This is a genomic window from Kitasatospora albolonga, assembly GCF_039535905.1.
GTDB lineage: Bacteria > Actinomycetota > Actinomycetes > Streptomycetales > Streptomycetaceae > Kitasatospora > Kitasatospora albolonga.
Map to the genome: position 1 here is coordinate 1 of NZ_BAAAYB010000149.1, position 24,227 is coordinate 24,227.

The window sequence follows — 24,227 nt, forward strand, 5'->3', positions numbered from 1 at the left end:
CGGAACTGCAGCGCGCGCGAACGAGCCGTCAGCCCCTCCGCCTGCCCCGTCCGGCGGACGATCAATCACCGCGCCGCCGCGATGTTTCAGCGCCTGCGACGCGTGAGGCCCCCAGGCAGGCAGAAGTAGGTGGCGCGTTCCGCGCCAGCAAACCGGCGGGTTGGCCGGCGAGCCCTGCCGTGCCCCCGATCAGTAGCAGCCACCCTGAACGCATGTACGCCCGTCAGGGTCGCGAACGCCAGTGTAAGGCAGGCCCGGAACAGGCTCGGCCGCCTCACGAGTCAGCAACCCACCACCCAGCACAGCACCAATGGCGCCCCGAAACCCCCGCGACCAACGCCCGAGCCTCTCCGACCGGGAATCCCGTCCCCGCCTCCGTGCCCTCGTTCCGCCCTGCCGAGAACGCGGGCACCCACCAGAGCCCCAGTCCATCCGCGGGAGACTGTCCGTTCGTGTGATGATGTGCCCTCCGGGATAGACCCCCGTGCGCACCCTGGAACCGGCGCAAACGTGTCTGAGACCACCCTCGGAGCCTGGTAATGTTCTCGGTGTCGAACGGGGGAACACGCACCGCCTCGAGGAACTCAGACACCTAGGTCCGGATGCGTGAATGGTCAGAACGCCGCTAGCTTTGAGGTGCTATGCGCCGTTTATCGGGCGTGGGGGTTCAAAGTCCCCCCTCAGCCAAAACCACAGCATAGTAGGTCCCGTTCGGGGCATCGCGAAAGTGCCGGGGGGGTTCGAGATGATTCTCGACCGGCAATTTCGCGTTTTCGGTGCACGCCGGGCTCTGGCGTGCCCGGGTGGGCACCTCTCTCGCGGCCGGGCGAACGGCTTGCGCGGCCCGCATCACCAAAGGTCCTGTCCGCCCGTCGCACCGGGACGCGCGGGGAGCACCCTGCCACGATGTGCCGACCTACGAGGTCTTAGGGTAGACGGTGTCTAGCGGTAAGGGGACTGTCACCTGTGGACTGGGTAGGTGCTCGGGTCACCGGACGAGGGCGGGTCAACGTGGGCTCGATCGAGTGGATTGCCAGCCTGCGCTGTCGGTCGAGAGGCTCGTCCCCGACGCCGCGTCCGGTCCCGGCCGACCTGGGCAAGGACCTGCTCAAGCGCGACCCGGCCGCTTCGCCCAACGCCCGGGCGGTCTTCCAGATGCTGGCCGACCTGGAGCAGGCCGCCCGCTCGGGCAAGCCGCGCGGCACGGTCATCGGGCAGCACGTGGAGCTGCAGAACGAGCTCTACAACACCTCCTACGGGCGACTTCGCCGGCTCCAAGCCGGCCGGCTACTACTACAAGAAGGCGGCCGACATCACCGGCAAGCTGCCGGGGTTCGTCGAGACGGACCTGGGGCCGGGGTACGGGCAGTCGACCTGGGGGGTCGGCAACGAGCGGAGCTACTCGGCCGGGCGCTGGCCGTCCTGCGAGGCCAAGTGGCAGTACACCGACGACGCGGTGGACCTGCTGAAGGCGGTCTGGTCGGGCTACCCCCGTGCGGGCGGACGGCAGTTACGGGACCGGTGAGGGCGGCGCGCAGCGCAACTGCGACGGCAGCACCACGGCCCTGCCGGACAACGGCGGCGCCCCGGCCGGGATGGTCGGCATGTCCTTCCACGAGCCGTACCCGGTGCCCCGGTGAAGTCCTTCGAGAACGTGCTCTGCCGCAGCTCCCCCCGGACGACCGACCCGAAGTGGTTCGGCCGGGTGGTCGACCAGGCGGGCGGCACCCGCGAGAACAAGGCCCTGATGGAGGACCTGCGCTTCCTCGCGGACCACCTGGAGTACCTGGCCGCGCACGACGTCCCGGTGCTCTTCCGGCCGTACCACGAGATGAACAACCAGGACTGCCAGCGCAGTTTTCTGGTGGTCCGGGCAGACCGGCGCCGACTTCAAGAAGCTCTGGACGATCACCTACCGGTACCTGGTGGAGACCCGGGGGCTGCACAACCTGATCTTCGTCTGGACCCCGGTCTCCTGGGACGGTGCCCCGGGCGTCGAGCCCTGGGACTACTACCCGGGCGAGGGGTACGTCGACGTGGTCGGGGTGGACGACTACAGCGGCAGCCCGACCGACCCGATCGGCACCGGCGAGCTGTGGACCAAGCGCTACTACGACGGCCTCTCGGCGTACCGCAAGCCCCGGGTGCTGGCCGAGTCGTTCGCCGTTCCGGTGAACTCCCGTCAGCAGGACACGCTCGCGCAGACCCCGTGGACGATGTGGACGGTGTGGGGGCAGTCGCTCACCGAACGGAACGTCAGCCCCGGGCCGGTGGTGAACCGACTGTCCGACGTCAAGGACACCTACAACAGCCCGTTGGCGATCACCGGCGGGTCGGGGCGTTTCGGGGCGAACCAGGACTGGTCGGCGCTGCACTTGGACTGAGTTTCATAACGATCGCCCGGGCGACCGAACCCGGTGTCAACGGCGTCGGAACGGTGTGGCAGGCTAGCCGCATTTGACCGGCCATCACCAGGGGGGCAACCGGTGTCCTACGCGACCGAGCTCGGATACGCCGGGCGGCACGTCCGGCCGGCCGCCGTGGTGGCGGGCGGCTGGGGCGCGATCCTGCTGATCTGGGCGGCGTACAACTGCTTCGGGCAGGTGGGCTTCGTCACCTTCGTCCAGGGGATCTTCTACTACGGCGTCAGTGACGGCTCCTCGCAGGCCGAGACCAACAACCTCAACTACGCGGTGGTCTACCTGGTTTCGGCCTGGCTGATCCTCGGCGGGCGGTACTGGGCCCGGGGCGTGGTGATGGGCGTCGCCCTGGTGGAGGGGTACAACCGGCTGCGCAGCCTGACCGGCGCGCTGCTCGACGCCCCGCAGCGCGAGTGGTTCACCGGGACCGTCGAGGGCTGGCTCAAGCTGTCGACCTTCGCGGTGGGCCTCCTGGTCACGGCCGGTCTGGTGGTCGTGCTGGGCCGCTCGTTCCTCCTCGCCGACCAGCAGCGGCGGGTCGAGGAACCGATGCGCCCCGCACCGCAGTTCGGGTCGCCGCCGCAGTCGGGGTACGGTTTCCCGGGGCCGGCCCCGGGCCGGCCTCCGGTCCAGGCCGCCCCCGCGCAGGCCGTGCCGGAGCAGGGGTGGGTCCAGCAGGCCCCACCGGCCGCCCCGTACCGGCCGGAGCCGGACGAGTACCCGCTCGGGCAGCCGGCGCCCGGCCGAAGTCCCGCCGAGTGAAACGTAGTTGGAGATGACGACAGCACCTGTGCGGCCCGTGGGCACGATATCCCGTGAGGCGCAGCGACTGGCGGAACGGCACCAGGACTGGAAGCCGGGACTCCTGCCGTTCTACGTCTCGTTCCTGGTCATCTTCGGCTTCTCGCTCTGGGCCTTCGTGCCGAACCCGACGCTGCTCGGCTGGGTGATCACCATCGTCTGGTCGATGCCGATCATCGGCGTCATGATCGGCTTCCAGGGCGTGCTGATGGTCCGTCGGCGCCTGCGCAAGGTGAGCCAGATGGTGCCGCCGGCCCCGGCCGAGGACGACTACCTGATCGTGCTGGTGCCGACCATCGGCCGGCACGACACCTACCCGGCGCTCGAGCGCTCGGTGCTCTCGTACGTGGACCACCTGCCGCCCTTCTTCCCCTGGATGCGGGTGGACATCCTCACCGAGGAGGGCTGCGAGGCCGGGGAGAAGATCGACCGGCTCGCGGAGCGGAACCCGCTGATCCGGGTGGTCACCGTGCCGAAGGCCTACCAGACGCCCAACGGCACCAAGTTCAAGGCCCGGGCGAACCACTACTCGCACGAGCTGCGGATCGCCGAGGGCGAGGCCGAGGACGACGTCTGGGTCCTGCACATGGACGACGACACCGGTGTCGGGCCGGACACCGCCGCGGCCACCGCCCAGTTCGTCAACCGTCAGCGCCGGGCCGGCGACGACGCGAAGCACATGGCGCAGGGGATCCTGACGTACCCGCGCGAGAACGCGGTCAACACCTTCACCTGGCTCGCCGACGCGATCCGCCCGGCGGACGACATCGCGCGCTTCCGGGCGATGACCGGCACCGGCACGCCGACCGCCGGCGTGCACGGTGAGCTGCTGCTGATGCGGGCGTCGGTCGAGGCCACCATCGGCTGGGACTTCGGCCCGGACACCATCGTCGAGGACGCCCAGCACGCGCTGAACTTCTGCATCCGCTACCCGGGCCGCAGCGACTGGTTCAACGGCCGCTGCTACGGGGCCTCCCCGGCCGGGGTGAAGGACTTCCTGAAGCAGCGCGAGCGGTGGGCCTGGGGGCTGGTCGCCCTCTGCTTCAACCCGACCATCCCGCGGCGGTTCCGGATCTTCATCGGGATCGGCATGGTGAGCTGGGTGCTGGGGCCGCTCCAGCACGTCGGGCTGGTCATGCTGCTCGCCTGGTTCACCGGCACCATGAACACCTCGCCGGTGACCCAGTCCGTGGTCTTCATCTGGGCGGTGAACTTCGCCTACGTGATCTGGACCTACTGGGAGGGGCTGCGGCTCAACGTGATCTCCTCGGCCCAGCACCGCCGCAAGTGGTGGGAGCCGATGGCGATCGTCGCCCTCATCCCGGTGTTCTCCTTCCTGGAGGGCTGGGGCGGACTGCGGGGGCTGATCAAGTTCCTGCGGCGCGAGGAGAACAAGTTCGTCGTCATCGCCAAGCCCGCCTGACCGGCCTAGGACCCACAGTGAAGCGTCACATCATCTTCGTCGCCCCGGTCGTGATCGTCGGAGCCACCGTCGCCGTCCCGCTGGTCTTCGGCGACCACCCGATCCAGTTCGACCACGCGGTGCCGGTCGCGGCGAAGCAGGTCGTGCCGGAGCCGGGCGCGGTGACCGGTGGTCCGTCCGCCGCCCCCGTAGTGCCGTCCGCCGCCGCCACCGTGCAGGGCGGCAAGGCCGCCCCGAGCCCGGACCCGGCCGAGACCTACCGCGGGCCGAAGGTGGCCAAGCCGTGGCAGCCCGGGAGCCCGGAGTGGGGGGTGCAGGTCTACTGGCTCGACGACCCGGCCGACCCGGACAACTACGTGCAGGGCAAGGCCGACCGGATCGTGCGGTACGTGGTCGGGCTGAACGCCAACTCGATGTCGGTCTCCTTCCCCTTCTACACCAAGGGCAAGACCTCGAACCTGCTGTCGGTCGAGCCGACCACGCCCTCCCCGGACCGGGTGGCCCTGCTGATCGACGCCGCGCACCGGGCCGGACTGCGCACGGTGGTGCGGCCGATCCTCGACGAGGGCGCGCTCCAGTCGCCGCAGGGGGACTGGCGGGGGAGCATCGAGCCGTCCGACCGGAACAAGTGGTTCGCCGCGTACACCAAGCTGCTGAAGCCGTACCTGAAGATGGCGGAGGAGCACCGGGCCGCCGGATTCACCATCGGCACGGAGTTCAACTCGCTGGAGGGGGACGCGCGTTGGCAGCCGCTCATCGAGCAGGCCAAGACGCTCTACCACGGTCGGGTGGGCTACGACGCCAATTGGGACAACTACGTGAAGGGTCCGATCGGCGTGCCCGCCGAGGAGATCGGCGTGGACGCCTACTTCCCGGCGAAGAAGGCCGGGGACGACGCCCCGGTCTCCGAACTGGTGGCGTCCTGGAACTCCTGGCTGGACAAGAAGGGCAAGGGTCCGCTGCCCGGCACCACCCTCACCGAGGTGGGCATCCCGGCCCAGCAGGGCGCCTTCCAGACGCCCGGTGACTTCTACACCGTCCGGGCGAGCAACGACAGGGCGCAGCCCGCGTGGTTCACCGCGGTCTGCCAGGTGGCGGCCGAACGCAAGCTGGGCGGCGTCTACTTCTGGTCCGCGTACTTCGGGACGGACCCGGGCAAGGCGGCGAACGAGAAGACCCCGCGGATGGAGTTCGCCGGCCGCCCGTCCTCCGAACAGGCCATCCGGGACTGCTTCTCGGGCACCTACCAGGTACCCGAGAAGCAGGGCTGACCTTCCGTCAGCCGGTCGGCCGGCTGGTCGCGGTGGCCGTCCGGGAGCCGGACGGCCGGGTGGTCGGCGGCCGGGTGCTCGGCCCGCCGGGCTTGCGGGTGGCCGAGGCCGAGGGCGAGGGGGACGGGCTCGGCCCGGGGGCCGTCGGTGAGGGCGCGGCGGTGGGCTCGGGCGTGGCCGCGGGCTCGGCCGCCGGGGCGGTCAGGGCCAGGTCCAGCTGCTCCGTCAGCCAGGGGCCGACCAGCCGCTTGCCGGCGGGCGCCAGGTAGGTGCCGCTGCCGCGGGGGTTGAGCAGCGAGCCGTTCTCGTCGGTGGCGTCGCAGGCGCCCCGGGGGCAGAGCAGCTTCTCCAGGTCGAGGAGCTGGACGGCGCCGTCGGAGGCCTGGACGAAGTCCTCGACGTGGCGGTTGTAGCAGGAGCCCCACCTGAGGTTGATCGCACCGTTCCAGATGCGCTCGTTCATCAGCAGCACCTTGGCGGCGGGGGCCTGCTTGCGGACCAGGTCCACCGCGGCCTGGAGCCGCGGGTAGTAGAGCTCCCGGTACTCCGGGGCGCAGGGCGAGAGCCGGGCGCCGCCGGTGTTCTGCTCGGTGGCGTCCCAACCCACGTGGATCACCACGGCGGTCGGCGCCGCCCCGGCCAGCTGCTCGCGCCAGCGGGTCTCCCGGTCCCGGCACTCCTCGCTGGTCCGCAGCTCCTGCCCGGAGGCGACCCGGACGGAGTCCGGGCCGAACAGGCCGCAGCCGCTGATCCCGCCGTCGACCACCGTGTACCGGCTGCCGTACTGCTGGACCGAGGCGGCCAGGTCCTGCGCCAGCGAGTCGCCCAGCGCCAGCACCACGGGCCCGCCGCCCGGACGCGTCCGGGCCTCGAAGACCTGGGGCAGGTACCAGGCGCCGGCGCCGGCGGCCACGGCGGCCGCGGTGATCAGCGGCACTGCCCGGCCGATTCGCCACTCGGCCTTGCGGATCCGGTCGGTGAAGCCGTGCAGGAACCAGGCGGCCAGCCAGGAGACCGCGCCGCCGAAGCCGAGCAGCACGGCCGGGCCGGCGTTGTCGGTGTGCTGCTGGAGCACCCAGTACACCGGCAGGTGCAGCAGGAAGAGGCCGTAGGAGATCCGTCCGGTGGCCGCCAGCGGGGCGAACGAGAACACCCGGACCAGCGGGCCGCGGTCGTGGCACAGACAGACCGTCAGCACGGCCACCAGGACGGCGACCGCGGCGAGCCCGGCGTCCCGGTACAGCCAGGGCTGGTGGTACGAGGTGGTGATGACGCTCAGCCAGACCAGCCCGGCGAGCGCGGCCGTCCCCAGGACGGTGAGCACCACCGTGAGGCCGGTGGAGGAGCCGCCGCCGCGCCGCGTCCGGTGCGTGCGGCGCTGCCACTGGTGCACCAGGAGGGCGGCGGTGGCGCCGGCCAGGAAGGCCACCGCCCGGCCGTCGGTCCCGAGGTAGAGCCGGTCGCTGTTGCCGCCGTCCCAGCGCAGCGGTGCCACCGCCGCGGCACCGGCGCACAGCAGCAGGGTGAGCGCACCGGCGGCCGGCACCGACCGGCGGCACAGCAGGAGGACGCCGACCAGCAGGACCGGCCAGACGAGGTAGAACTGCGCGGTGATGCCGAGCGACCACATCGCCGCCAGCGGGTCGATCTGGGCGTAGTGGTCCCAGTACGCGCCACCCCGGTGGAGCTGGGCCCAGTTGGCCGCCTGGCCCAGCGCGGCGAGCGCCTCGGGCCGCAGGCGCCGGACCTCGTGCAGCGGACTGGTCAGCAGGGCCAGGGCCACCACCAGCAGCAGGGTGACGAGCAGTCCCGGCAGCAGCTGCTTGACCCGTCGGCGGTAGAACCGGCCGAGGGCTATTCGGCCGCTGTCGTGGAGCTCCCGCACCAGCAGCAGGGTGACCAGGAAGCCGGACAGGACGAAGAACGCGTCGACGCCGAACAGCCCGCGCTCGAACCAGTTGGTGTGGTAGAGCAGCACCGACAGGACGGCCAGGCCGCGCAGCCCGTCCACCGCCTGGTAGCGGCCGGCCGACCCGGCTGCCGCCGCGGCCGGGTCGTACGGGAGGGGGAGCGGGAGGTCGACGGCGGTACCGGCTCCGGCCGGGGACGACGGCCGACCCCCGGGCCTCCCGCATGTCCTGCAGGGTGTACGCCGGTACGGGCGTGCCGTTGTGCGGCATGTCCCCGCATTGATCCCCCTAGCTGTCCTGGTCCTCGGGCGGTGGAGGCTGCACTCCACGGCCGTCCGAGCATAGTGCGGCGTCGGCGGGCGGCTTCACCGGCCCTGGGGGCCGGACCGGTCAGAACGTCAGGCCGTAGGTCAGCAGCACCACGCCGGGGCGGACCTCCCAGTCGCGCTCCGGGGTGCGGGCGAAGCCGAGCCGCTCGTAGAGGCGGTGGGCCGCGGTCATCGACGAGCGGGTGGAGAAGGCCATCCCGGTCAGCCCGAGCTCCCGGCTGCGGGCCATCGCGGCGCGGACCAGCAGTTCGCCGACGCCGCGGCCGCGGGCGGCGCCGGAGACCGCCAGCATCCGGATCTCGCCCTCGTGCGGCCCGGCGATGTCGGCGAACGGGGTGCCGCCGGCCGCGAAGGTCACGCAGCCGAGCAGCTGCCCGTCGCCCTGGTCGGCCGCGACGAGGAGCTCGGCCTGCTCGAACCGGGGCGCGCGCGTCGAGGAGTTGGGAGGCGTAGGGGCCGTCGGCCGGGCTGTGGCCGTCACCGACGAAGGACTGGTGGGTGATGCGGCCGACGGCCTCGAGGTCGGCCTCGACGGCCGGTCGGATGACGATGTCCATCCGGTCAGTCTGCCGGAGCTCGGGTCCGAGGGGGCGGGCAGGGTGCCGCGTAGCGCCGCGCCCGGTTCGGCCTCGCGCGGATAGCCGCCGGTGGCGGTGCCAGTTGTCGCGCCCGTGGCGGGAGGTTCGGCCAGGTCGCGGCCGATCAGCAGCCGAGCAGGGCGAACGCGCCGGTCACGGCGGCGAGGGCGAGGGCGCTGTGGAGCGTCGAGGTGTCCATGGCTCCACTCTCCCGCCGGGCGCGGGCCGCCACGAGTGGCAGGAATGACCCATTGCGTCGATATCCTGCCATCGGGCAGGCTGGTCCCATGACGCTGCGCAACGTGGTCACGGTGGTGCTGGAGGAGGTCCACCCCTTCGAACTCGGGGTGGCCTCCGAGGTGTTCGGTCTGGACCGGGGTGAGGACGGCCTGCCGGTCTACGAGTTCGCGGTCGCCGGGGAGGCCCCCGGGCTGCTGCGCACCCACGCCGGGTACCGGATCGAGGTGGAGCACGGGCCGGAGAAGCTGGCCGAGGCCGATCTGGTGATCGCCGCCGCCACCCACGTCCGGGACGAGTACCCGGCGGCGCTGATCGAGGCCCTCCGGGCCGCCGCCGAGCGCGGCGCCCGCGTGCTGTCGATCTGCAGCGGCGCGTTCCTGCTCGGCGCCGCCGGACTGCTGGACGGCCGGCGCTCCACCACCCACTGGAAGCACACCGCCCGGCTGGCCGAGCGCTTCCCGCTCACCCGGGTCGAGCCGGACGTGCTCTACGTGGACGAGGATCCGGTGATCACCTCGGCCGGGACGGCGGCCGGGATCGACGCCTGCCTGCACCTGGTCCGCAAGCTCCAGGGGCCCGAGGTGGCGCGCGGGATCGCCCGCCGGATGGTGGTCGCCCCGCACCGGGACGGCGGGCAGGCGCAGTTCGTCAACCGGCCGCTTCCCGACTGCGACGAGGACTCGCTCGGCGGCCTGCTGGACTGGCTGCGCCGCCACCTGGACGGCGAACTGACGGTGGAACAGCTCGCCGCCCGGGCCCACATGTCGCCGCGCACCTTCGCCCGCCGCTTCCAGCAGGAGACCGGCACCACCCCGCACCGCTGGCTCACCAACCAGCGGCTGCTGCTGGCCCAGCGTCTGCTGGAGGGCACCAACGACCCGGTGGAGACGGTGGCCGCGTCCTGCGGCTTCGGCAACGCGGCCACCCTCCGGCACCACTTCACCCGGTGGCTCGGCACCACCCCGCAGGCCTACCGGAGGGCCTTCGGCTGACGGCGCCCGGAGAGGCCCGGCGGGGCCCGGCGGGGCCCGGCGGGCCTCAGAGGTGGTCGGTGGAGTTCCAGAGCTCCGGCGCCAGGCGGCCGCCGTGGGCGCGCCAGACGCCGGCCGAGCAGTTGGCCACCGGTGCGAGGTCCAGCAGCTGGCGCTCCGTCAGGCGGTCGAGCACGTAGCGCATCATCAGCACCGGACAGTCGTGCGAGACCACCAGCACCGGGCGGCCGTCCTCCTCCTCGGCCAGGTCGCGCAGCAGGCTGCGCACCCGCAGCGCGACGTCCAGGAAGGACTCGCCGCCGGGCGGGCGGTAGTAGAGCTCGCCCATCTTGCGGCGGCGGGCCGCCTCGGCCGGGTGCTCCTTCTCGATCGCGGCCGGGGTGAGCATCTCCAGCACGCCCAGCTCGCGGTCGCGCAGCCGCTCGTCGTGGCGGACCGTCAGCCCGACCGGCACCGCGCCCAGGCCCCCCGCCTGGGCCAGCGCGATCCGGGCGGTCTCGGCGGTGCGCACGTACGGCGAGCACCAGACCGAGCGGGGCCGGTCGGCCGGGGGCAGGGCGGCCCACCAGCGGCCGAGCGCCTGGGCCTGGGCCTGGCCGTGCAGCGAGAGCGGGATGTCGGCGTCCCGGCAGGTGATCGGGACGGCCATCGCGCCCGTCTCGGCGGCCAGCTGGAACTCGATGTTGGCGGTCGACTCGCCGTGTCTGGTGGCGATCAGCAGCGAGGGCAGGGGGGTTCGCCGGCCCTCGCCGCTGTCGGTGCGGTGCCCGTTGAGGACGGTGATGCTGCTGTGGTCCACGTGATCTCCCCGTTGGTCGTACTACCAAATGATCGCGCCGTCCTCCCAGTGTTGACCGGGAAGACGGCGCGATCACAGGGCGCGCGCGTCACGGATCGGTGCGCCGTGGCGCCGTCAGTGCGCCGCGACGGGCTCCGGGGCCTCGGGCGCACCGCTGGCCGGCTTCGGGGCCTCGGCGGTGTAGTCGGACTTGCTGGTCTCGTCGACGCCCTCGGGGGCCTTGAGGGCCTTGAACACCAGGGTGAGCACCACGGCGACCAGCACGTTGAGCACGAAGGCGGTCAGACCGATGTAGCCGATCTCGCCGACGCCGGGGATCTCGGCCGAGCTGCCGCCGAAGTGCTTGGTGGCGGCGGAGGAGACCCCGTAGGCCTTCCAGGTGCCGTAGACCATGCCGGCCGCCCAGCCCGCCAGCAGCGCCCAACGGTGGAACCACCGGGTGAACAGGCCGCCGACGATGGAGACGAAGGTCTGCAGGATCCAGATGCCGCCCAGCAGCTGGAGGTTGATGGCGAACTGCTTGTCCATCAGCAGCACGAAGGCCAGCGCGCCGACCTTCACCAGCAGCGAGGCGATCTTGGCGACCTTGGTCTCGTCCGCCGGGGTGGCGCCGGGCTTCAGGTACTCCTTGTAGATGTTGCGGGTGAAGAGGTTGGCCGCGGCGATCGACATGATGGCGGCCGGGACCAGCGCGCCGATGCCGATCGCGGCGAAGGCCACGCCGGTGAACCAGTCCGGGAACATGTTCTCGAACAGCTGCGGCACCGAGAGCTGCGGGTTGAAGCCCTTCACGCCCTTGCCGACGCCCGCCGCGATGGCCATGAAGCCGAGCAGCGCGAGCAGCCCGAGCATCAGCGAGTAGGCGGGCATGATGGCCATGTTCCGGCGCACCGTGTTGCGGGACTTGGAGGCCAGCACGCCGGTCACCGAGTGCGGGTACATGAAGAGCGCCAGCGCCGAGCCGAAGGCCAGGGTCGCGTACGTCCACTGCGCCTTGGGGCCGGTGATCAGCGAGCCGACCGGCTTGCCGGTGGCCGGGTTGACGGTGGAGAACTTCTGCGCCGCCGAGTCGAAGATGGCGCCGTAGCCGCCGAGCCGCATCGGGATGTAGATCACCGCGACGATGATCACCAGGTACACCAGGGTGTCCTTGACGAAGGCGATCAGCGCCGGGGCGCGCAGGCCCGAGGAGTAGGTGTACGCGGCCAGCACCGCGAAGGCCAGGAAGAGCGGCAGGTCCTTGACGAACCAGTTGGCGTCCGCGCTGCCGCCGACCCCGAGCACGTCCAGCACCGCCTGGATGCCGACCAGCTGGAGCGCGATGTACGGCATGGTGGCCAGGATGCCGGTGAGGGCGACCACCAGCGACAGGCCCTTGGAGCCGTACCGGCCCTTCACGAAGTCCGCCGGGGTGACGTAGCCGTGCACCCGGGAGACCGACCAGAGCCGGGGGAGGAAGAGGAAGACCAGCGGGTAGGCCACGATCGTGTAGGGCACCGCGAAGAAGCCCGCCGCGCCCGCGCCGTAGACCAGCGCCGGGACGGCCACGAAGGTGTAGGCGGTGTAGAGGTCGCCGCCGAGCAGGAACCAGGTGACCCAGGTGCCGAAGCTGCGGCCGCCGAGGCCCCACTCGTCCAGGTGCAGCGCGTCGTCGGCCCGGCGCCAGCGCGAGGCCAGGAAGCCCATCACGGTGACCAGGACGAAGAACAGCAGGAAGACCGTCAGCGCGGTCCAGTTGACCCCGGTGTGGCTCATGCGGACGCACCCTTCTCGAAGGAGGGCCCCGCGGCGGCCTTGCGGGCCTGCTCGTCACGGCGCAGCAGCAGGTAGGCCGCGACGGTGAAGACCGCCGAGAGCGGCACCCAGGCCAGCTGGTACCAGTAGAAGAACGGCACCCCGGCGATCTCGGGGGTGGCCTTGGTGTACGAGGACACCCAGAGCATCGCGACGACGGGCAGCAGCAGGCAGATCCCGGCGAGCACCCGCGCGGGGGTGACCACCGGGAGCTGCCGCGCCCCAGTGCTTTCTGACGACATGTAAGCGGCTCCTGATGAGGGGTCACCTCATGCGCCGCAACGCACGGGTATCCGCACGCCCGCCGAGCAGCACCCGGGTGATCGACTGTCAGGCGCCATCTTGGGCCCTGGCGTGACGCGTGTCACCACCCCGGTGGGAACTTTTCGGATAGCGGACGGAACCGCTCCTACTCCGTCAGGAGGCGGGTCGCTGGAGCCTGGTGATGAACTTGTAGCGGTCGCCGCGGTAGATCGAGCGGACCCATTCGACCGGGGCGCCCTCGGCGTCGAAGGAGTGCCGGGAGAGCTGGAGCATCGGCAGTCCGAGGTCGGAGCCGAGCAGGCCGGCCTCGCGCGGGTCGGCCAGGGTGGTCTCGATGGTCTCCTCGGCCTCGGCGACGGTGACGCCGTAGACCTCGCGCAGTGCGGTGTAGAGGGAGTTGTGCTTGGCGAGGTTGCGCCGCAGGGCGGGGAAGCGCTTGGCGGAGAGGTGGGCCACCTCGATCGCCATCGGGTCGCCGTTGGCGAGGCGCAGGCGCTCGATCCGCAGCACCCGGCCGCCGGGCTTGATGTCCAGGAGCGGGGCCAGCCGGTCGTCGGCGCTGATGTAGCCGATCTCGATCAGGCGGGAGGTGGGCTCCAGGCCCTGGGCCCGCATGTCCTCCGTGTAGGAGGTGAGCTGGAGGGCCTGGGCGACCTTGGGCTTGGCCACGAAGGTGCCCTTGCCCTGGATGCGCTCCAGCCGGCCCTCGACCACCAGCTCCTGCAGGGCCTGGCGGACGGTGGTGCGGGAGGTGTCGAACTGGGCGGCCAGCGCGCGCTCCGGCGGGACGGGGGTGCCGGCCGGCTGGGTCTCGGTGAGCTGGAGCAGGTGGCGCTTGAGTCCGTAGTACTTGGGGACGCGCGCGGTCGGGTCGGCCGCCGACTGCGTCGGCAGGCTCTGGGCCTCGGGTTCGGTCACCTGGGCCGTGGTGCCCCCGTCGCTGCTCATTCGGCCGTATCTCCCGCTCCTGGCGGCGCCTTCCCAGGCCCCGCCTCGTCCGTTAACGGCACACATCGTTGCACGTATGGCCTGTCAACGGGGAGCTCATCACACGATGAACGATGAGCGGTGTCGGCTTGATAACGGGTGGTCCGGTTTGCTCGGGGAGCCGTTGACACGCCCATTGGTCTAGGCCAAGCTCCAGACATCTGGTCTACACCACTGAGACCAACTCTGAATTCCCCAACCCCGTCCCAAGGGTTCGCGACACCATTCCTGCCGAAATGCACGGGTATGTCGCCTGCCCCCGGTGGGGGCAACCCGGGCATCCCTCAGGAGGATGGCGTGAAGCGTCAGCTCATCGCGGCGGTCGGCGTCGCAGCAATGGTCGTCGGTCTCGCGGCTTGTGGTTCGGACTCCAAGCCCGCCGGCGGCGACAAGGCGGAGGCCGCCCCCACCAGCCTCACCGTGTGGCTGACCGTCGACGCCCAGCAGAACTGGCCGGAGCTGGTCAAGGCCGCCGACGACGCGATCGTCGCGAAGTACCCCGGCATCAAGGTCAACCACGAGTACTACGGCTGGAAGGACAAGAACACCAAGTTCGACTCCGTCCTCGCCACCGACTCGGTGCCGGACGTCGTCGAGATGGGCAACACCGAGATGCTGCCCTACATGATCAAGGGCGCGCTGGCCCCGCTGGACGTCGCGAAGTTCGAGAACAGCTCCGCCTGGCTCGACGGCCTCAAGGCCTCCGCCACGTACAACGGCAAGACCTACGGTGTCCCCTACTACGCCGGTGCCCGCGTGGCCACCTGGCGCAAGGACATCGCCGCCGACGCCGGCGTGACCGCCGCGCCGACCACCTACGCCGAGCTCACCGCGGCGCTGGACAAGATCCAGGCCAAGCAGGGCGACAAGTTCTCCGCCTGGTACCAGCCGTCCCGTGACTGGTACGCCGCGATGTCCTTCGTGGCCGACGCCGGTGGCGCCATCGCCAAGCAGGACGGCGACAAGTGGAAGGCCTCGCTCTCCTCCCCGGAGGCGATCAAGGGTCTGACCGCGTGGAAGGACGCCGTCGGCAAGTACATGAAGGGCGACCTGACCAAGGACGACGCGGACCGCTACATCGTCTACGGCCTGGGCCAGTCCAACATGATCTACGGCGCCGGCTGGGAGGGTGGCTCCGCCGCCGACCCGAAGTTCGACAAGACCGGTGGCAAGCTCAAGGACAACCTGGTCTCCTTCGTGATGCCCGGCCCGTCCGGCAAGAACCTCTCCACCTTCCTGGGTGGTTCGGACCTCGCCGTCCCGGTGAAGTCGAAGGCCAAGACCGCCGCCGCCGAGTGGATCAACGCCTTCACCAACACCAAGGCGCAGGAGAGCCTGATCAAGGCCGGCAACCTGCCGAACAACAAGACCCAGCTCGGCCCCCTGAAGGCCGACCCGAAGACCGCGGCCACCGCCACCGCGGCCGAGATCAGCTGGTTCGTCCCGACCGCGCCGGGCTGGCTGCAGGTCGAGAAGGCGAACATCCTGCAGAACGCCCTGCAGGACATCGCCCAGGGCAAGAAGACGGTCGAGGCCGCCGCGAAGGACGCGGACACCGCGATCGACGCCGTCATCAACAAGGCCTGATCACCCGTCAGCCCGTCGGCCCCCTCAGCAACCGAGGGGGCCGGCGGGCCACGGCCGTGAGGCCCCCATCTCCATGCACGACCAGGCGTAGTTGAGGAGCACGTGATGAGTGCCGACACATCCACCGCGAAGGTGCCGCCGAAGCGGCCCTCATCATCCGTGGGCACGCCCGCCTCCGGCAGAGCCGCCAAGCCGCCGCGCGGCGGCCGGATGGGCACCGCTGCGGCCCCGTGGCTGCTGCTGGCGCCCACCATGGTCGTGCTGGCGGTCGTCCTCGGCTACCCCCTGGTCCGGCTGGTCACGCTGTCGTTCCAGGACTTCGGGCAGTCCCAGCTCTGGGGCTTCATCCCCACCGAGTGGGTCGGCTTCAAGAACTTCACCACCGTGCTCGGCGACTCGGTCTTCTGGGACGTCGTGGTCCGCACCATCCTCTTCACGGTCGGCGCGGTGGTTTTCACCATGATCGTCGGCATGCTGATCGCGATGCTGCTGGTCCGGGTCTCCGGCTGGGTGAAGACGCTGATCAACATCGCTCTGGTGGCGAGCTGGGCGATGCCCATCGTGGTCGCCGTCACCGTCTTCAAGTGGATGTTCGACAGCGACTACGGCGTCGTCAACTGGCTGCTCACCAAGGTCGGCCTGGACTTCGAGAAGCACAACTGGTTCATCGACTCCACCCAGGGCTTCACCATCATCATGGCCCTGGTGGTCTGGGGTGCGGTCCCGTTCGTGGCGATCACCCTGCACGCCGGTCTCACCCAGGTCCCCAAGGAGCTGGAGGAGGCGGCCCGGATGGACGGCGCCGGTGCCTTCAAGGTCTTCCGCTACGTCACCGTGCCGGTGCTCAAGCCCATCATCGTCATGCTGGCCACCCTCTCCGTGATCTGGGACATGGGCGTCTTCGCCCAGGTCTTCCTGATGCGCGGCGGCCACCCCGAGCCCGAGTACCAGCTGCTCACCACCTACTCCTACGACAAGGCGTTCGTGGTCAACGACTACTCGATGGGCTCCGCCATCGCCCTGCTGACCGTTCTGCTGCTGCTCGGCGTGATCGCCGTCTACATGCGCCAGATGCTGAAGATTGGAGAGGTGGAGTGACGATGACCGACACCGCCGCACCCGCCGCGTCCGAGCAGCCCGTCGCCCCGGCCCCGGCCGCCAAGCCCAAGAAGGTCAAGGAGAAGGCCCCCAAGGGGCGCCCGCTCTACAACCTGCTCGGCGTCATCACCGCCGTGGTCATGGGCTTCCCGGTCTACTGGATGGTCAACACGGCGCTCAAGCCGTCCAAGGACGCCATCTCCACCGACCCGAAGTTCCTGCCGTTCCCGCTCTCGCTGGAGAACTTCAAGCGCGCGCTGGAGGTCTCCGACTTCTGGGGCCCGGTCACCCGCTCGCTGATCATCGCCGGCTCCACCGTGGCCATCGGCCTGGTGGTCGGCCTGCTCGCCGCGCTCGCCATCTCCCGCTTCGCCTTCCGCGGCCGCAAGGTGGTCATCGTCGGCATCCTGACGGTCCAGATGGTCCCGCTGGTCGCGATGATCATCCCGGTCTTCCTGCTGCTGAACGACCTGGGCCAGTACAACAAGCTCTCCGGCATCATCCTGACCTACCTCACCTTCGTGCTCCCCTTCACGGTGTGGACCCTGCGCGGCTTCATCGTGAACATCCCGAAGGAGCTCGAGGAGTCGGCCATGGTGGACGGCTGCACCCGCACCGGGGCGTTCGTCCGGGTGGTCTTCCCGCTGCTGGCCCCCGGCATGGTGGCCACCGCGATCTACGGCTTCATCCAGGCCTGGAACGAGTACCTCTACGCGCTCCAGCTGCTCAGCCAGACCAACACCACCGCGACGGTGTGGCTCGGCAACTTCACCACCACCCGCGGCACCGAGTACGCCCCGATGATGGCCGGCTCCACGATGATGGCCATCCCCGTGGTGATCTTCTTCCTCCTGGTGCAGCGCCGGATCGCCTCCGGTCTCACCGCCGGCGCCGTGAAGGGCTGAGCCGATGAGCATCCTGACCCCCGCCGTGACCGGCAGCGACCAGCTCCACCGGGACGCCCTGACGGTCCTGCAGCCCGGCTTCGTGGGCACCGCCACCCCGCCGGACTGGGTGCGCCGGCACCTGGCCGACGGCCTCGGCTCGGTCGCCCTGTTCGGCCGCAACGTGATCGACCTCAAGCAGCTGGCGGAGCTCACCGCCCAGCTGCGCGCGGAGAACCCGGACCTGCTCATCGCCATCGACGAGGAGGGCGGCGACGTCACCCGGATCGAGGCCCCGTCCGGCTCCTCCTGGCCGGGCAACCTCGCGCTCGGCGCGATCGACGACACGGCCCTCACCGAGAACGTCGCCCGCGAGCTGGCCCGGGCCCTGGTGGCCTGCGGCATCAACCACAACTGGGCGCCCTCGGCCGACGTCAACTCCGACCCGCGCAACCCGGTGATCGGCGTGCGCTCCTTCGGCGACGACCCCGAGCTCTGCGCCCGCCACACGGCGGCCTGGGTCACCGGCCTGCAGTCGGCCGGCGTGGCCGCCTGCGCCAAGCACTTCCCCGGGCACGGGGACACCGCGATCGACTCGCACCTGGGCCTGCCGGTGGTCGACGTCGACGTGGACCTGCTGCGCTCCCGCGACCTGCCGCCCTTCCTGGCCGCGATCGAGGCCGGTGCCAAGTCCGTGATGACCGCTCACATCATGGTCCCGGCACTGGACCCGGCCCTGCCCGCCACCCTCAGCCGCTCGGTCCTCACCGACCTGTTGCGCGGTCAGATGGGTTACCAGGGCCTGATCGTGACCGACGGGATCGAGATGGGCGCCATCTCGGACACCTACGGGATGGGCAACGGCACGGTGCGGGCGCTCGCGGCCGGCGCCGACGCGATCTGCGTCGGCGGCGGCCACGACGACGAGGAGACGGTGCTCCACCTGCGCGACGCCATCGTCGAGGGCGTCCGCTCCGGCGAGCTCGCCGAGGAGCGGCTGGCGGACGCGGCCCAGCGGGTCCGCGCGCTCGGCTCCTGGGCCCGGATCGAGGCCCAGGCCGGCCAGTCCGACCCGGAGCTGGCGATCGGCCTGCGGGCCGCCCGCCGGGCCCTGAAGGTGGTCCGCGCCCCGGGCCGCCCGTTCACCCCGGTGACGGAGCGTCCGTTCGTCGCCTCGCTCTCCGCCGAGCCCAACTTCGCGGTCGGCTACGAGACCCCGTGGGGCGTCTCGGCCATGCTGGCCGACCGCTTCCCGGGCACCGAGGCCGCGAGCGTCGGCCCCGAGGACGCCACCCCGGAGGCGCTGGCGGCCACCGCCGACCGCCTGCTGGCCGGCGCCGAGGGCCGCAGCCTGGTCCTGGTGGTCCGCGACGAGCACCGCTACCCGTGGATGACGGCGCTCCTGACGAGGCTCCTGGCGGCCCGTCCGGACGCCGCGGTGGTCGAGATGGGCGTCCCCCAGGCCAAGCCCGCCGGAGCCCTGTACGTGGCCACCCACGGCGCCGCACGGGTCTGCGGACTGGCGGCCGTCGAGGTGCTCACCGGCCGGTGAGTCGAATGCAATTGACGTAACGTCAACAAAAAGCCCCCGGAAGAATTCCTTCCGGGGGCTTTTTCCGTGTTCGCGACAAGAATTCTGACGGATCATCAGGCTGCCTTAACGGAGCATTAAGGGAACCCTATGTGCCTGACCGGCAACGCATCGCACACGACTCACAACAGGTCTGCAACGTCCGTCACTTGGACACCCGGAATCCGTTGACACCGGCTTTGGTCTAGGCCAGTCTCCAGCAATCCGGTCTAAACCACAGCTTGGGCCGGGATCGATTCCAGGAGGATGGCGTGAACCGTCGGCTCATGGCGGCGTTCGGCGTCGCTGCACTGCTCGCGAGCACGGCTGCCTGCGGGAGCGGCGGTGGTTCGGGTGCCAAGAGTGGCGGTCCGAGCAGCGCGGACCCGAAGGCGATGACCGGCAGCGTCACCATCTGGCTGATGAACGAGGCCCAGCAGAACTGGCCCGAGCTGGTCCAGCAGGTCAACGACGAGTTCGCGGCCAAGTACCCCAAGATCGACCTCAAGCTGAGCTACCAGACCTGGGCCGACAAGATCACCAAGCTGGACGCGGCGCTGGCCGGCCAGACCGAGGTGCCGGACGTGGTCGAACTCGGCAACACCGAGACCATGAAGTACATCCTGAACAATTCCCTGGCCACGGTGGACAAGGCGAGCTACGACAACTCCGACACCTGGATCAAGGGCCTGGTCAAGACCTGCGAGTACCAGGACAAGCTCTACTGCGTCCCGTACTACGCGGGCGCCCGGGTCGGCATCTACAACACCGCCGCGTTCCAGGAAGCCACCGGCAGCGCCGACTTCCCGGCCACCGAGGACGAGCTGCGGGTCGCGCTCGACAAGGTGGCGGCCAAGCGCAAGGGCGACAAGACCTACTCGGCGCTCTACCTGCCCGGCCCGTACTGGTACGCCGCGATGTCCTACGTCGAGGCGTACGGCGGCACCATCGCCCGCTTCGACTCCACCGGCAAGTGGCACGGCTCGCTGCACGACGCCAAGTCCCAGCAGGGCGTCCAGCACTTCGTCGACCTGGTGAAGAAGTACAACAACGGCGACCTCACCGTGAACGAGCTCAACCAGTCCGGCGTGCTCGGCAAGCAGAAGACCGCGATGCTCTACGGCAACGGCTGGGAGATCGGCACCGCCACCGCCCCGGTCGGCGGCAACCCCGCGCTCAAGGACGTGCTCAAGGTGGTCGGCATGCCCGGCCCCAACGGCAAGCCGCTGCCCTCCTTCATCGGCGGCTCGGACCTGGCGGTCACCGCCAAGTCGCCGAACCAGGACGCGGCCAAGGACTGGATCCGGATGTTCACCAGCGCCAAGTCGCAGCAGGTGCTGGTCGACAAGGACACCCTGCCGAACAACCTGACCCAGCTCGCCCCGCTGAAGTCCAAGCCCGCCACGGCGGCGGCGGCCAACGCGGTGCCGAACGCCTGGTTCACCCCGCTGGCCCCCGGCTGGGGCGCGATCGAGAAGCAGAACGTGCTGGTGACCATGCTCACCGACATCCTCAAGGGCGGTAAGTCGGTCGACCAGGCCACCCAGGAGGCCGACGCCAAGATCGACCAGCTGATCAACCAGCCGTCCTGACGCACCGACGTCCTGACGCACCGACGTCCTGACGCACCGACGTCCTGAAGCACCGAATTCCTGACGCACCGCCAGGGCCGCCGTCCGCGCTCCACCGGACGGCGGCCCTCCGCGTGCCCGGGCCGCCGACGCTCCGTAGGCTCACCAGCGGGAAGTCCGAGGGGGGCCGACCGAGCCGGAGGCAGCGTCAGATGTCCGTCGCCGAAGGGCCCGGCCGCATCATGGCGGCGGAGACGGCCGAGCAGCCCGCCGTGCTCCGCCGGATCCTCGACGAGGGCGCCCCGGGGATCGCCGCCATCGCGGCCGAGATCGCCGCCCGCCGCCCGAGGTTCGTGCTGCTGACCGCGCGCGGCACCTCGGACAACGCCGCGCTGTACGCCAAGTACCTGGTGGAGATCCTGCTCGGCCGCCCGGCCGGGCTCAGCTCGATGTCCACCGTCACCGCCTACGGGGCGCGCCCCGACCTCACCGACGTGCTGGTGGTGACGGTCAGCCAGTCCGGCGGCTCGCCCGACCTGGTGGCCTCCACCATCGCGGCCCGGGAGGCCGGGGCCGTCACCCTGGCCGTCACCAACAACGCGGGCTCGCCGCTCGCCGAGCTCTCCGAGTTCCACGTGGACGTGCTGGCCGGGCCCGAGCGGGCCCTGCCGGCCACCAAGACCTACACCGCCGAACTGCTGACCCTCTACCTGCTGGTGCGGGGCCTGCGCGGCGAGGGCGGGGAGGCCGCCGAGGGGCTCCCGGAGCTGGCCGAGCAGGTGCTCGGGCGGCGGGACGAGGTGCGGGCGCTGGCCGAGCGCTACCGCTTCGCCCAGCGGCTGGTGCTCACCTCGCGCGGCTACGGCTACCCGACCGCCCGGGAGGCCGCGCTCAAGCTGATGGAGACCAGCTACATCCCGGCCTCGGCCTTCTCCGGCGCCGACCTGCTGCACGGGCCGCTGGCGATGGTGGACAACGTCTCACCGGTGATCGCGGTGGTGCCGGAGGGCAAGGGCGGCGAGGCGCTCCAGCCGGTGCTGGACCGGCTGCGGGGCCGCGGCGCGGACCTGGTGGTGTTCGGCGGCGAGGAGCAGGTGGCGGCCGCCTCGGCAGGGTTCGTGCTGCCGTCCGGGGTACCGGAGGAGCTGCAGCCGGTGCTGGAGATCCTACCGCTGCAGCAGCTGGCCCACGAGGTGGCCGTGGCCCGCGGGCAGGACCCGGACGCGCCGCGGGCGCTGGCCAAGTGACGGGGCGCGGGGGAGGAGCCGCGGGCGAGGGATGGGCCGACAGGGCCCGGGAAGCACTACGGGCCACGGCGCCGACACAGGACCCTCAACCTGTGCGGCACCGCAGCCCGGAGCTGTCGTCGGTCGCTCCACTGGGCCGGAGACTGTGCGGGGTCGCCGGTCCGGAGCGTCCGACCGAGGAGGCACCGCGCGCGGTCAGGGCAGTTGCGCGGGGGGTGTCTCCTTGGTGCTCTTCCATTGTGGACTAGACCAATCCTGGTTGTCCAGAGAGCTCCCGCGATCGGTGCCGACCGCTCCGGGAGGCCCCCGCCGGGCAGCTCCGGATACGCTCGCCCTGTGCCCTCGCTGAACGAACTCGTCCGCCGCCACACCACCCTGACGGGTGCCGACGTGGAGTGGCTGCACATGCTGGTCTCGGAGTGGCAGCTGCTCTCCGACCTCTCCTTCGCCGACCTGGTGCTCTGGATCCCCACCTGGGACGGCATCCGCTACGTCTCGGTGGCCCAGATGCGGCCCAACACGGGCCCCACCTCCTACCAGGACGACATGGTCGGCCACCTGGTGCCCCGGGGCCGCCGGCCGCTGCTGGACGCCGCCTACGACGAGGGGCGGATCGTCCGCGAGGGCGATCCGGAGTGGCGCGAGGAAGTGCCCGTCCGGGTGGAGTCCATCCCGGTCCGCCGGGAGGGCCGGGTACTCGGGGTGATCGCCCGCAACACCAACCTGCTGACCGTCCGCACGCCCAGCCGGCTGGAGCTCACCTACCTGCAGTCCGCCTCCGACCTGGCCCAGATGATCGCGGCCGGCAGCTTCCCCTACCCGGGCGTCGAGCAGGCCGACATGGACGCCGCCCCCCGGGTCGGCGACGGCCTGATCCGGCTGGACGCCGACGGCATCGTCACCTACGCCAGCCCCAACGCGCTCTCCGCGTACCACCGCCTGGGCCTCACCACCGACCTGGTCGGCAGTCATCTGGGCCGCGCCACCGCCGAGTTGGTGCCGCCCTCGCGCGGCGCGGTGCACGAGGCCCTGGTCAAGCTGGCCAGCGGCTGGGCGCCGCGGCAGACCGAGGTCGAGGCCCAGGGCGGCGTGGTCACCCTGCGGGCCATCCCGCTCAAGCCGAAGGGGACGCTCACCGGCTCGCTGGTGCTCTGCCGGGACGTCACCGAACTCCGGCGCCGTGACCGGGAGTTGATGACCAAGGACGCGACCATCCGGGAGATCCACCACCGGGTGAAGAACAACCTCCAGACGGTGGCCGCGCTGCTGCGGCTGCAGGCCCGGCGGATGGACTCGGAGTCCGGGCGGGCCGCGCTGGACGAGGCGGTGCGGCGGGTCGGCTCGATCGCCATCGTGCACGAGACGCTCTCGCAGGGGCTGGACGAGGCGGTGGCCTTCGACGAGATCGCCGACCGGGTGCTGGCCATGGTGATGGAGCTCTCCCAGGACGGGCGGGTGGCCACCCGGCGCAGCGGCTCCTTCGGCATCCTCTCGGCGGAGATGGCCACGCCGCTGGCGATGGTGCTCACCGAACTGCTGCAGAACGCGCTGGAGCACGCCTTCGGCCCGAGCGCCGGGGGCAACCTGGAGGTCAGCGCGCTCCGCGGGCGGGCGCCGGCCACCGGCAAGGGCTGGTCGGACAGTTGGAACACCGGGGCCAAGCCGGAGGAGTACCTGCTGATCACGGTGCAGGACGACGGCACCGGCATGCCGGAGGGCTTCGACCCGCAGACCTCGGGGAACCTCGGGCTGCAGATCGTCCGGACCCTGGCCACCAACGAGCTCGGCGGGAGCTTCGACATGGTGGCGGCGCCGGACGGGGGGACGAAGGTGATCCTGGAGATCCCGGTCCGCTGAGCCGCCGGAGGCCCGCGGGCCCAAAAGAAACGAGGCCCTGTCGACCGGGGGGGTGGGTCGACAGGGCCTCTCAACCCGTTCCGGCCGTCGGGGGGAGTCGGCCGGAACGGGGGCTCTGTGGTGTCGCGCGGCACTCGCTCGACGTGTTGCACACGGTGAGCGCCACAGCTCCACGGTATTGCTCTAAGTGAACAGTATCAAGTACCCGCAGTGCGGAAGGCCCGGCGCGCCGTACGGCGCTGCCTGACCCTTGATCGTTGGTTGATCAGGCGGGGCTGACGGTCACTCAGGCGGTGCGGGCGCGGTTGCGGGCGGCGCGGCGCTTCATCGCACGACGCTCGTCCTCGCTCATGCCGCCCCAGACGCCGGCGTCCTGGCCGGTCTCGAGCGCCCACTGGAGGCACTGCTCCATGACGGGGCAACGGCGGCACACGGCCTTGGCTTCCTCGATCTGCAGCAGAGCGGGGCCGGTGTTCCCGATGGGGAAGAACAGCTCCGGGTCCTCTTCGCGACAGACAGCGCGGTGGCGCCAGTCCATGTTCGTCCAACTCCTCCGGTCGGCAGGCTGTGGCCCGCGCGACGCAATCGATGGTGGCTTGTGAATG

19 protein-coding genes and 2 pseudogenes are annotated in these 24,227 nt (G+C 70.9%); 14 read left to right on the plus strand and 7 right to left on the minus strand.

All coding sequences use genetic code 11. From position 1 onward, the window contains the following. Positions 1-1,493: 1,493 nt before the first annotated feature. The 6 genes and pseudogenes from ABD946_RS36485 to ABD946_RS36505 all read left to right on the plus strand — a co-directional run bounded on the left by ABD946_RS36485 (position 1,494) and on the right by ABD946_RS36505 (position 5,915). Positions 1,494-1,640, plus strand: coding sequence for a hypothetical protein (locus ABD946_RS36485; RefSeq protein ID WP_345290002.1), 147 nt, complete (start codon positions 1,494-1,496; stop codon positions 1,638-1,640). A gap of 65 nt (positions 1,641-1,705) precedes the next feature. After that, positions 1,706-1,825: pseudogene (locus tag ABD946_RS43200) on the plus strand (hypothetical protein); the annotation flags it as partial. A gap of 43 nt (positions 1,826-1,868) precedes the next feature. After that, positions 1,869-2,384, plus strand: a pseudogene (locus ABD946_RS36490) (glycosyl hydrolase); the annotation flags it as partial. Positions 2,385-2,486: 102 nt separating this feature from the next. Beyond that, positions 2,487-3,182, plus strand: coding sequence for a hypothetical protein (locus ABD946_RS36495; RefSeq protein WP_345290003.1), 696 nt, complete (start codon positions 2,487-2,489; stop codon positions 3,180-3,182). 37 nt (positions 3,183-3,219) lie between these two features. Next, the gene (locus ABD946_RS36500; protein ID WP_345290004.1) at positions 3,220-4,644 is read left to right on the plus strand and encodes a glycosyltransferase family 2 protein; all 1,425 of its coding nucleotides are present in this window, start codon (positions 3,220-3,222) and stop codon (positions 4,642-4,644) included. A 17-nt stretch (positions 4,645-4,661) separates the two neighbouring features. Next, entirely contained in the window at positions 4,662-5,915 is a 1,254-nt protein-coding gene (locus tag ABD946_RS36505; RefSeq protein WP_345290005.1) for a glycoside hydrolase family 113, read from the plus strand. Between the two features lie 7 nt (positions 5,916-5,922). On the opposite strand, the gene ABD946_RS36510 is transcribed toward ABD946_RS36505, so the two are convergent. Both ABD946_RS36510 and ABD946_RS36515 read right to left on the minus strand, forming a co-directional pair. Beyond that, the gene (locus ABD946_RS36510) at positions 5,923-7,926 is read right to left on the minus strand and encodes an SGNH/GDSL hydrolase family protein (RefSeq protein WP_345290006.1); all 2,004 of its coding nucleotides are present in this window, start codon (positions 7,924-7,926) and stop codon (positions 5,923-5,925) included. Between the two features lie 289 nt (positions 7,927-8,215). Further along, complete coding sequence (locus ABD946_RS36515) at positions 8,216-8,635, minus strand: GNAT family N-acetyltransferase (RefSeq protein WP_345290007.1); 420 nt, start codon at positions 8,633-8,635, stop codon at positions 8,216-8,218. 384 nt (positions 8,636-9,019) lie between these two features. On the opposite strand from ABD946_RS36515, the gene ABD946_RS36520 reads away from it, so the two are divergent. After that, positions 9,020-9,964, plus strand: coding sequence for a helix-turn-helix domain-containing protein (locus tag ABD946_RS36520; protein ID WP_345290008.1), 945 nt, complete (start codon positions 9,020-9,022; stop codon positions 9,962-9,964). A 46-nt stretch (positions 9,965-10,010) separates the two neighbouring features. Here the strand turns inward: ABD946_RS36520 and ABD946_RS36525 are convergent, their stop codons facing one another. The 4 genes from ABD946_RS36525 to ABD946_RS36540 form a co-directional block, all read right to left on the minus strand. Continuing rightward, positions 10,011-10,763 (minus strand): histidine phosphatase family protein, encoded by a 753-nt coding sequence (locus tag ABD946_RS36525; protein WP_345290009.1) that lies wholly within the window; start codon positions 10,761-10,763, stop codon positions 10,011-10,013. Positions 10,764-10,877: 114 nt separating this feature from the next. Next, complete coding sequence (gene mctP, locus ABD946_RS36530) at positions 10,878-12,518, minus strand: monocarboxylate uptake permease MctP (RefSeq protein ID WP_345290010.1); 1,641 nt, start codon at positions 12,516-12,518, stop codon at positions 10,878-10,880. Continuing rightward, on the minus strand, positions 12,515-12,799 hold the full coding sequence (locus ABD946_RS36535) for a DUF3311 domain-containing protein (protein ID WP_345290011.1): 285 nt from the start codon (positions 12,797-12,799) through the stop codon (positions 12,515-12,517). Before ABD946_RS36535 ends, mctP begins: the two co-directional genes overlap by 4 nt. Positions 12,800-12,974: 175 nt before the next feature. Then, complete coding sequence (locus ABD946_RS36540; protein ID WP_345290013.1) at positions 12,975-13,769, minus strand: GntR family transcriptional regulator; 795 nt, start codon at positions 13,767-13,769, stop codon at positions 12,975-12,977. A gap of 336 nt (positions 13,770-14,105) precedes the next feature. Between ABD946_RS36540 and ABD946_RS36545 the strand changes: the two genes are divergently transcribed. The 7 genes from ABD946_RS36545 (at position 14,106) to ABD946_RS36575 (ending at position 23,622) form a co-directional block, all read left to right on the plus strand. Then, entirely contained in the window at positions 14,106-15,395 is a 1,290-nt protein-coding gene (locus ABD946_RS36545; protein ID WP_345290014.1) for an extracellular solute-binding protein, read from the plus strand. A gap of 102 nt (positions 15,396-15,497) precedes the next feature. Continuing rightward, positions 15,498-16,493: a carbohydrate ABC transporter permease gene (locus tag ABD946_RS36550; protein ID WP_345290015.1), complete on the plus strand. Its 996-nt coding sequence runs from the start codon at positions 15,498-15,500 to the stop codon at positions 16,491-16,493. Between the two features lie 140 nt (positions 16,494-16,633). Further along, positions 16,634-17,398 carry a carbohydrate ABC transporter permease gene (locus tag ABD946_RS36555; protein WP_345290242.1) on the plus strand — a complete coding sequence of 255 codons (765 nt, stop codon included), beginning with the start codon at positions 16,634-16,636 and terminating at the stop codon, positions 17,396-17,398. Positions 17,399-17,402: 4 nt separating this feature from the next. Further along, positions 17,403-18,929 (plus strand): glycoside hydrolase family 3 protein, encoded by a 1,527-nt coding sequence (locus tag ABD946_RS36560; protein ID WP_345290016.1) that lies wholly within the window; start codon positions 17,403-17,405, stop codon positions 18,927-18,929. 290 nt (positions 18,930-19,219) lie between these two features. Then, positions 19,220-20,539, plus strand: a complete 1,320-nt coding sequence (locus tag ABD946_RS36565; protein WP_345290017.1) for an extracellular solute-binding protein — start codon at positions 19,220-19,222, stop codon at positions 20,537-20,539. A 191-nt stretch (positions 20,540-20,730) separates the two neighbouring features. Continuing rightward, complete coding sequence (locus tag ABD946_RS36570; protein ID WP_345290018.1) at positions 20,731-21,765, plus strand: SIS domain-containing protein; 1,035 nt, start codon at positions 20,731-20,733, stop codon at positions 21,763-21,765. A gap of 336 nt (positions 21,766-22,101) precedes the next feature. After that, on the plus strand, positions 22,102-23,622 hold the full coding sequence (locus tag ABD946_RS36575; protein ID WP_345290019.1) for a sensor histidine kinase: 1,521 nt from the start codon (positions 22,102-22,104) through the stop codon (positions 23,620-23,622). Positions 23,623-23,908: 286 nt separating this feature from the next. On the opposite strand, the gene ABD946_RS36580 is transcribed toward ABD946_RS36575, so the two are convergent. Continuing rightward, entirely contained in the window at positions 23,909-24,160 is a 252-nt protein-coding gene (locus ABD946_RS36580) for a WhiB family transcriptional regulator (protein ID WP_014138019.1), read from the minus strand. Between the last annotated feature and the right edge of the window lie 67 nt (positions 24,161-24,227).

Bases quoted from the DNA above. Each gene is read 5' to 3' on its own strand.
- ABD946_RS36580 (WP_014138019.1), bottom strand. From the start codon at position 24,160: ATGGACTGGCGCCACCGCGCTGTCTGTCGCGAAGAGGACCCGGAGCTG.
- ABD946_RS36555 (WP_345290242.1), top strand. From the start codon at position 16,634: ATGGGCTTCCCGGTCTACTGGATGGTCAACACGGCGCTCAAGCCGTCC.
- mctP (WP_345290010.1), bottom strand. From the start codon at position 12,518: ATGAGCCACACCGGGGTCAACTGGACCGCGCTGACGGTCTTCCTGCTG.
- ABD946_RS36560 (WP_345290016.1), top strand. From the start codon at position 17,403: ATGAGCATCCTGACCCCCGCCGTGACCGGCAGCGACCAGCTCCACCGG.
- ABD946_RS36535 (WP_345290011.1), bottom strand. From the start codon at position 12,799: ATGTCGTCAGAAAGCACTGGGGCGCGGCAGCTCCCGGTGGTCACCCCC.
- ABD946_RS36570 (WP_345290018.1), top strand. From the start codon at position 20,731: ATGTCCGTCGCCGAAGGGCCCGGCCGCATCATGGCGGCGGAGACGGCC.
- ABD946_RS36540 (WP_345290013.1), bottom strand. From the start codon at position 13,769: ATGAGCAGCGACGGGGGCACCACGGCCCAGGTGACCGAACCCGAGGCC.
- ABD946_RS36520 (WP_345290008.1), top strand. From the start codon at position 9,020: ATGACGCTGCGCAACGTGGTCACGGTGGTGCTGGAGGAGGTCCACCCC.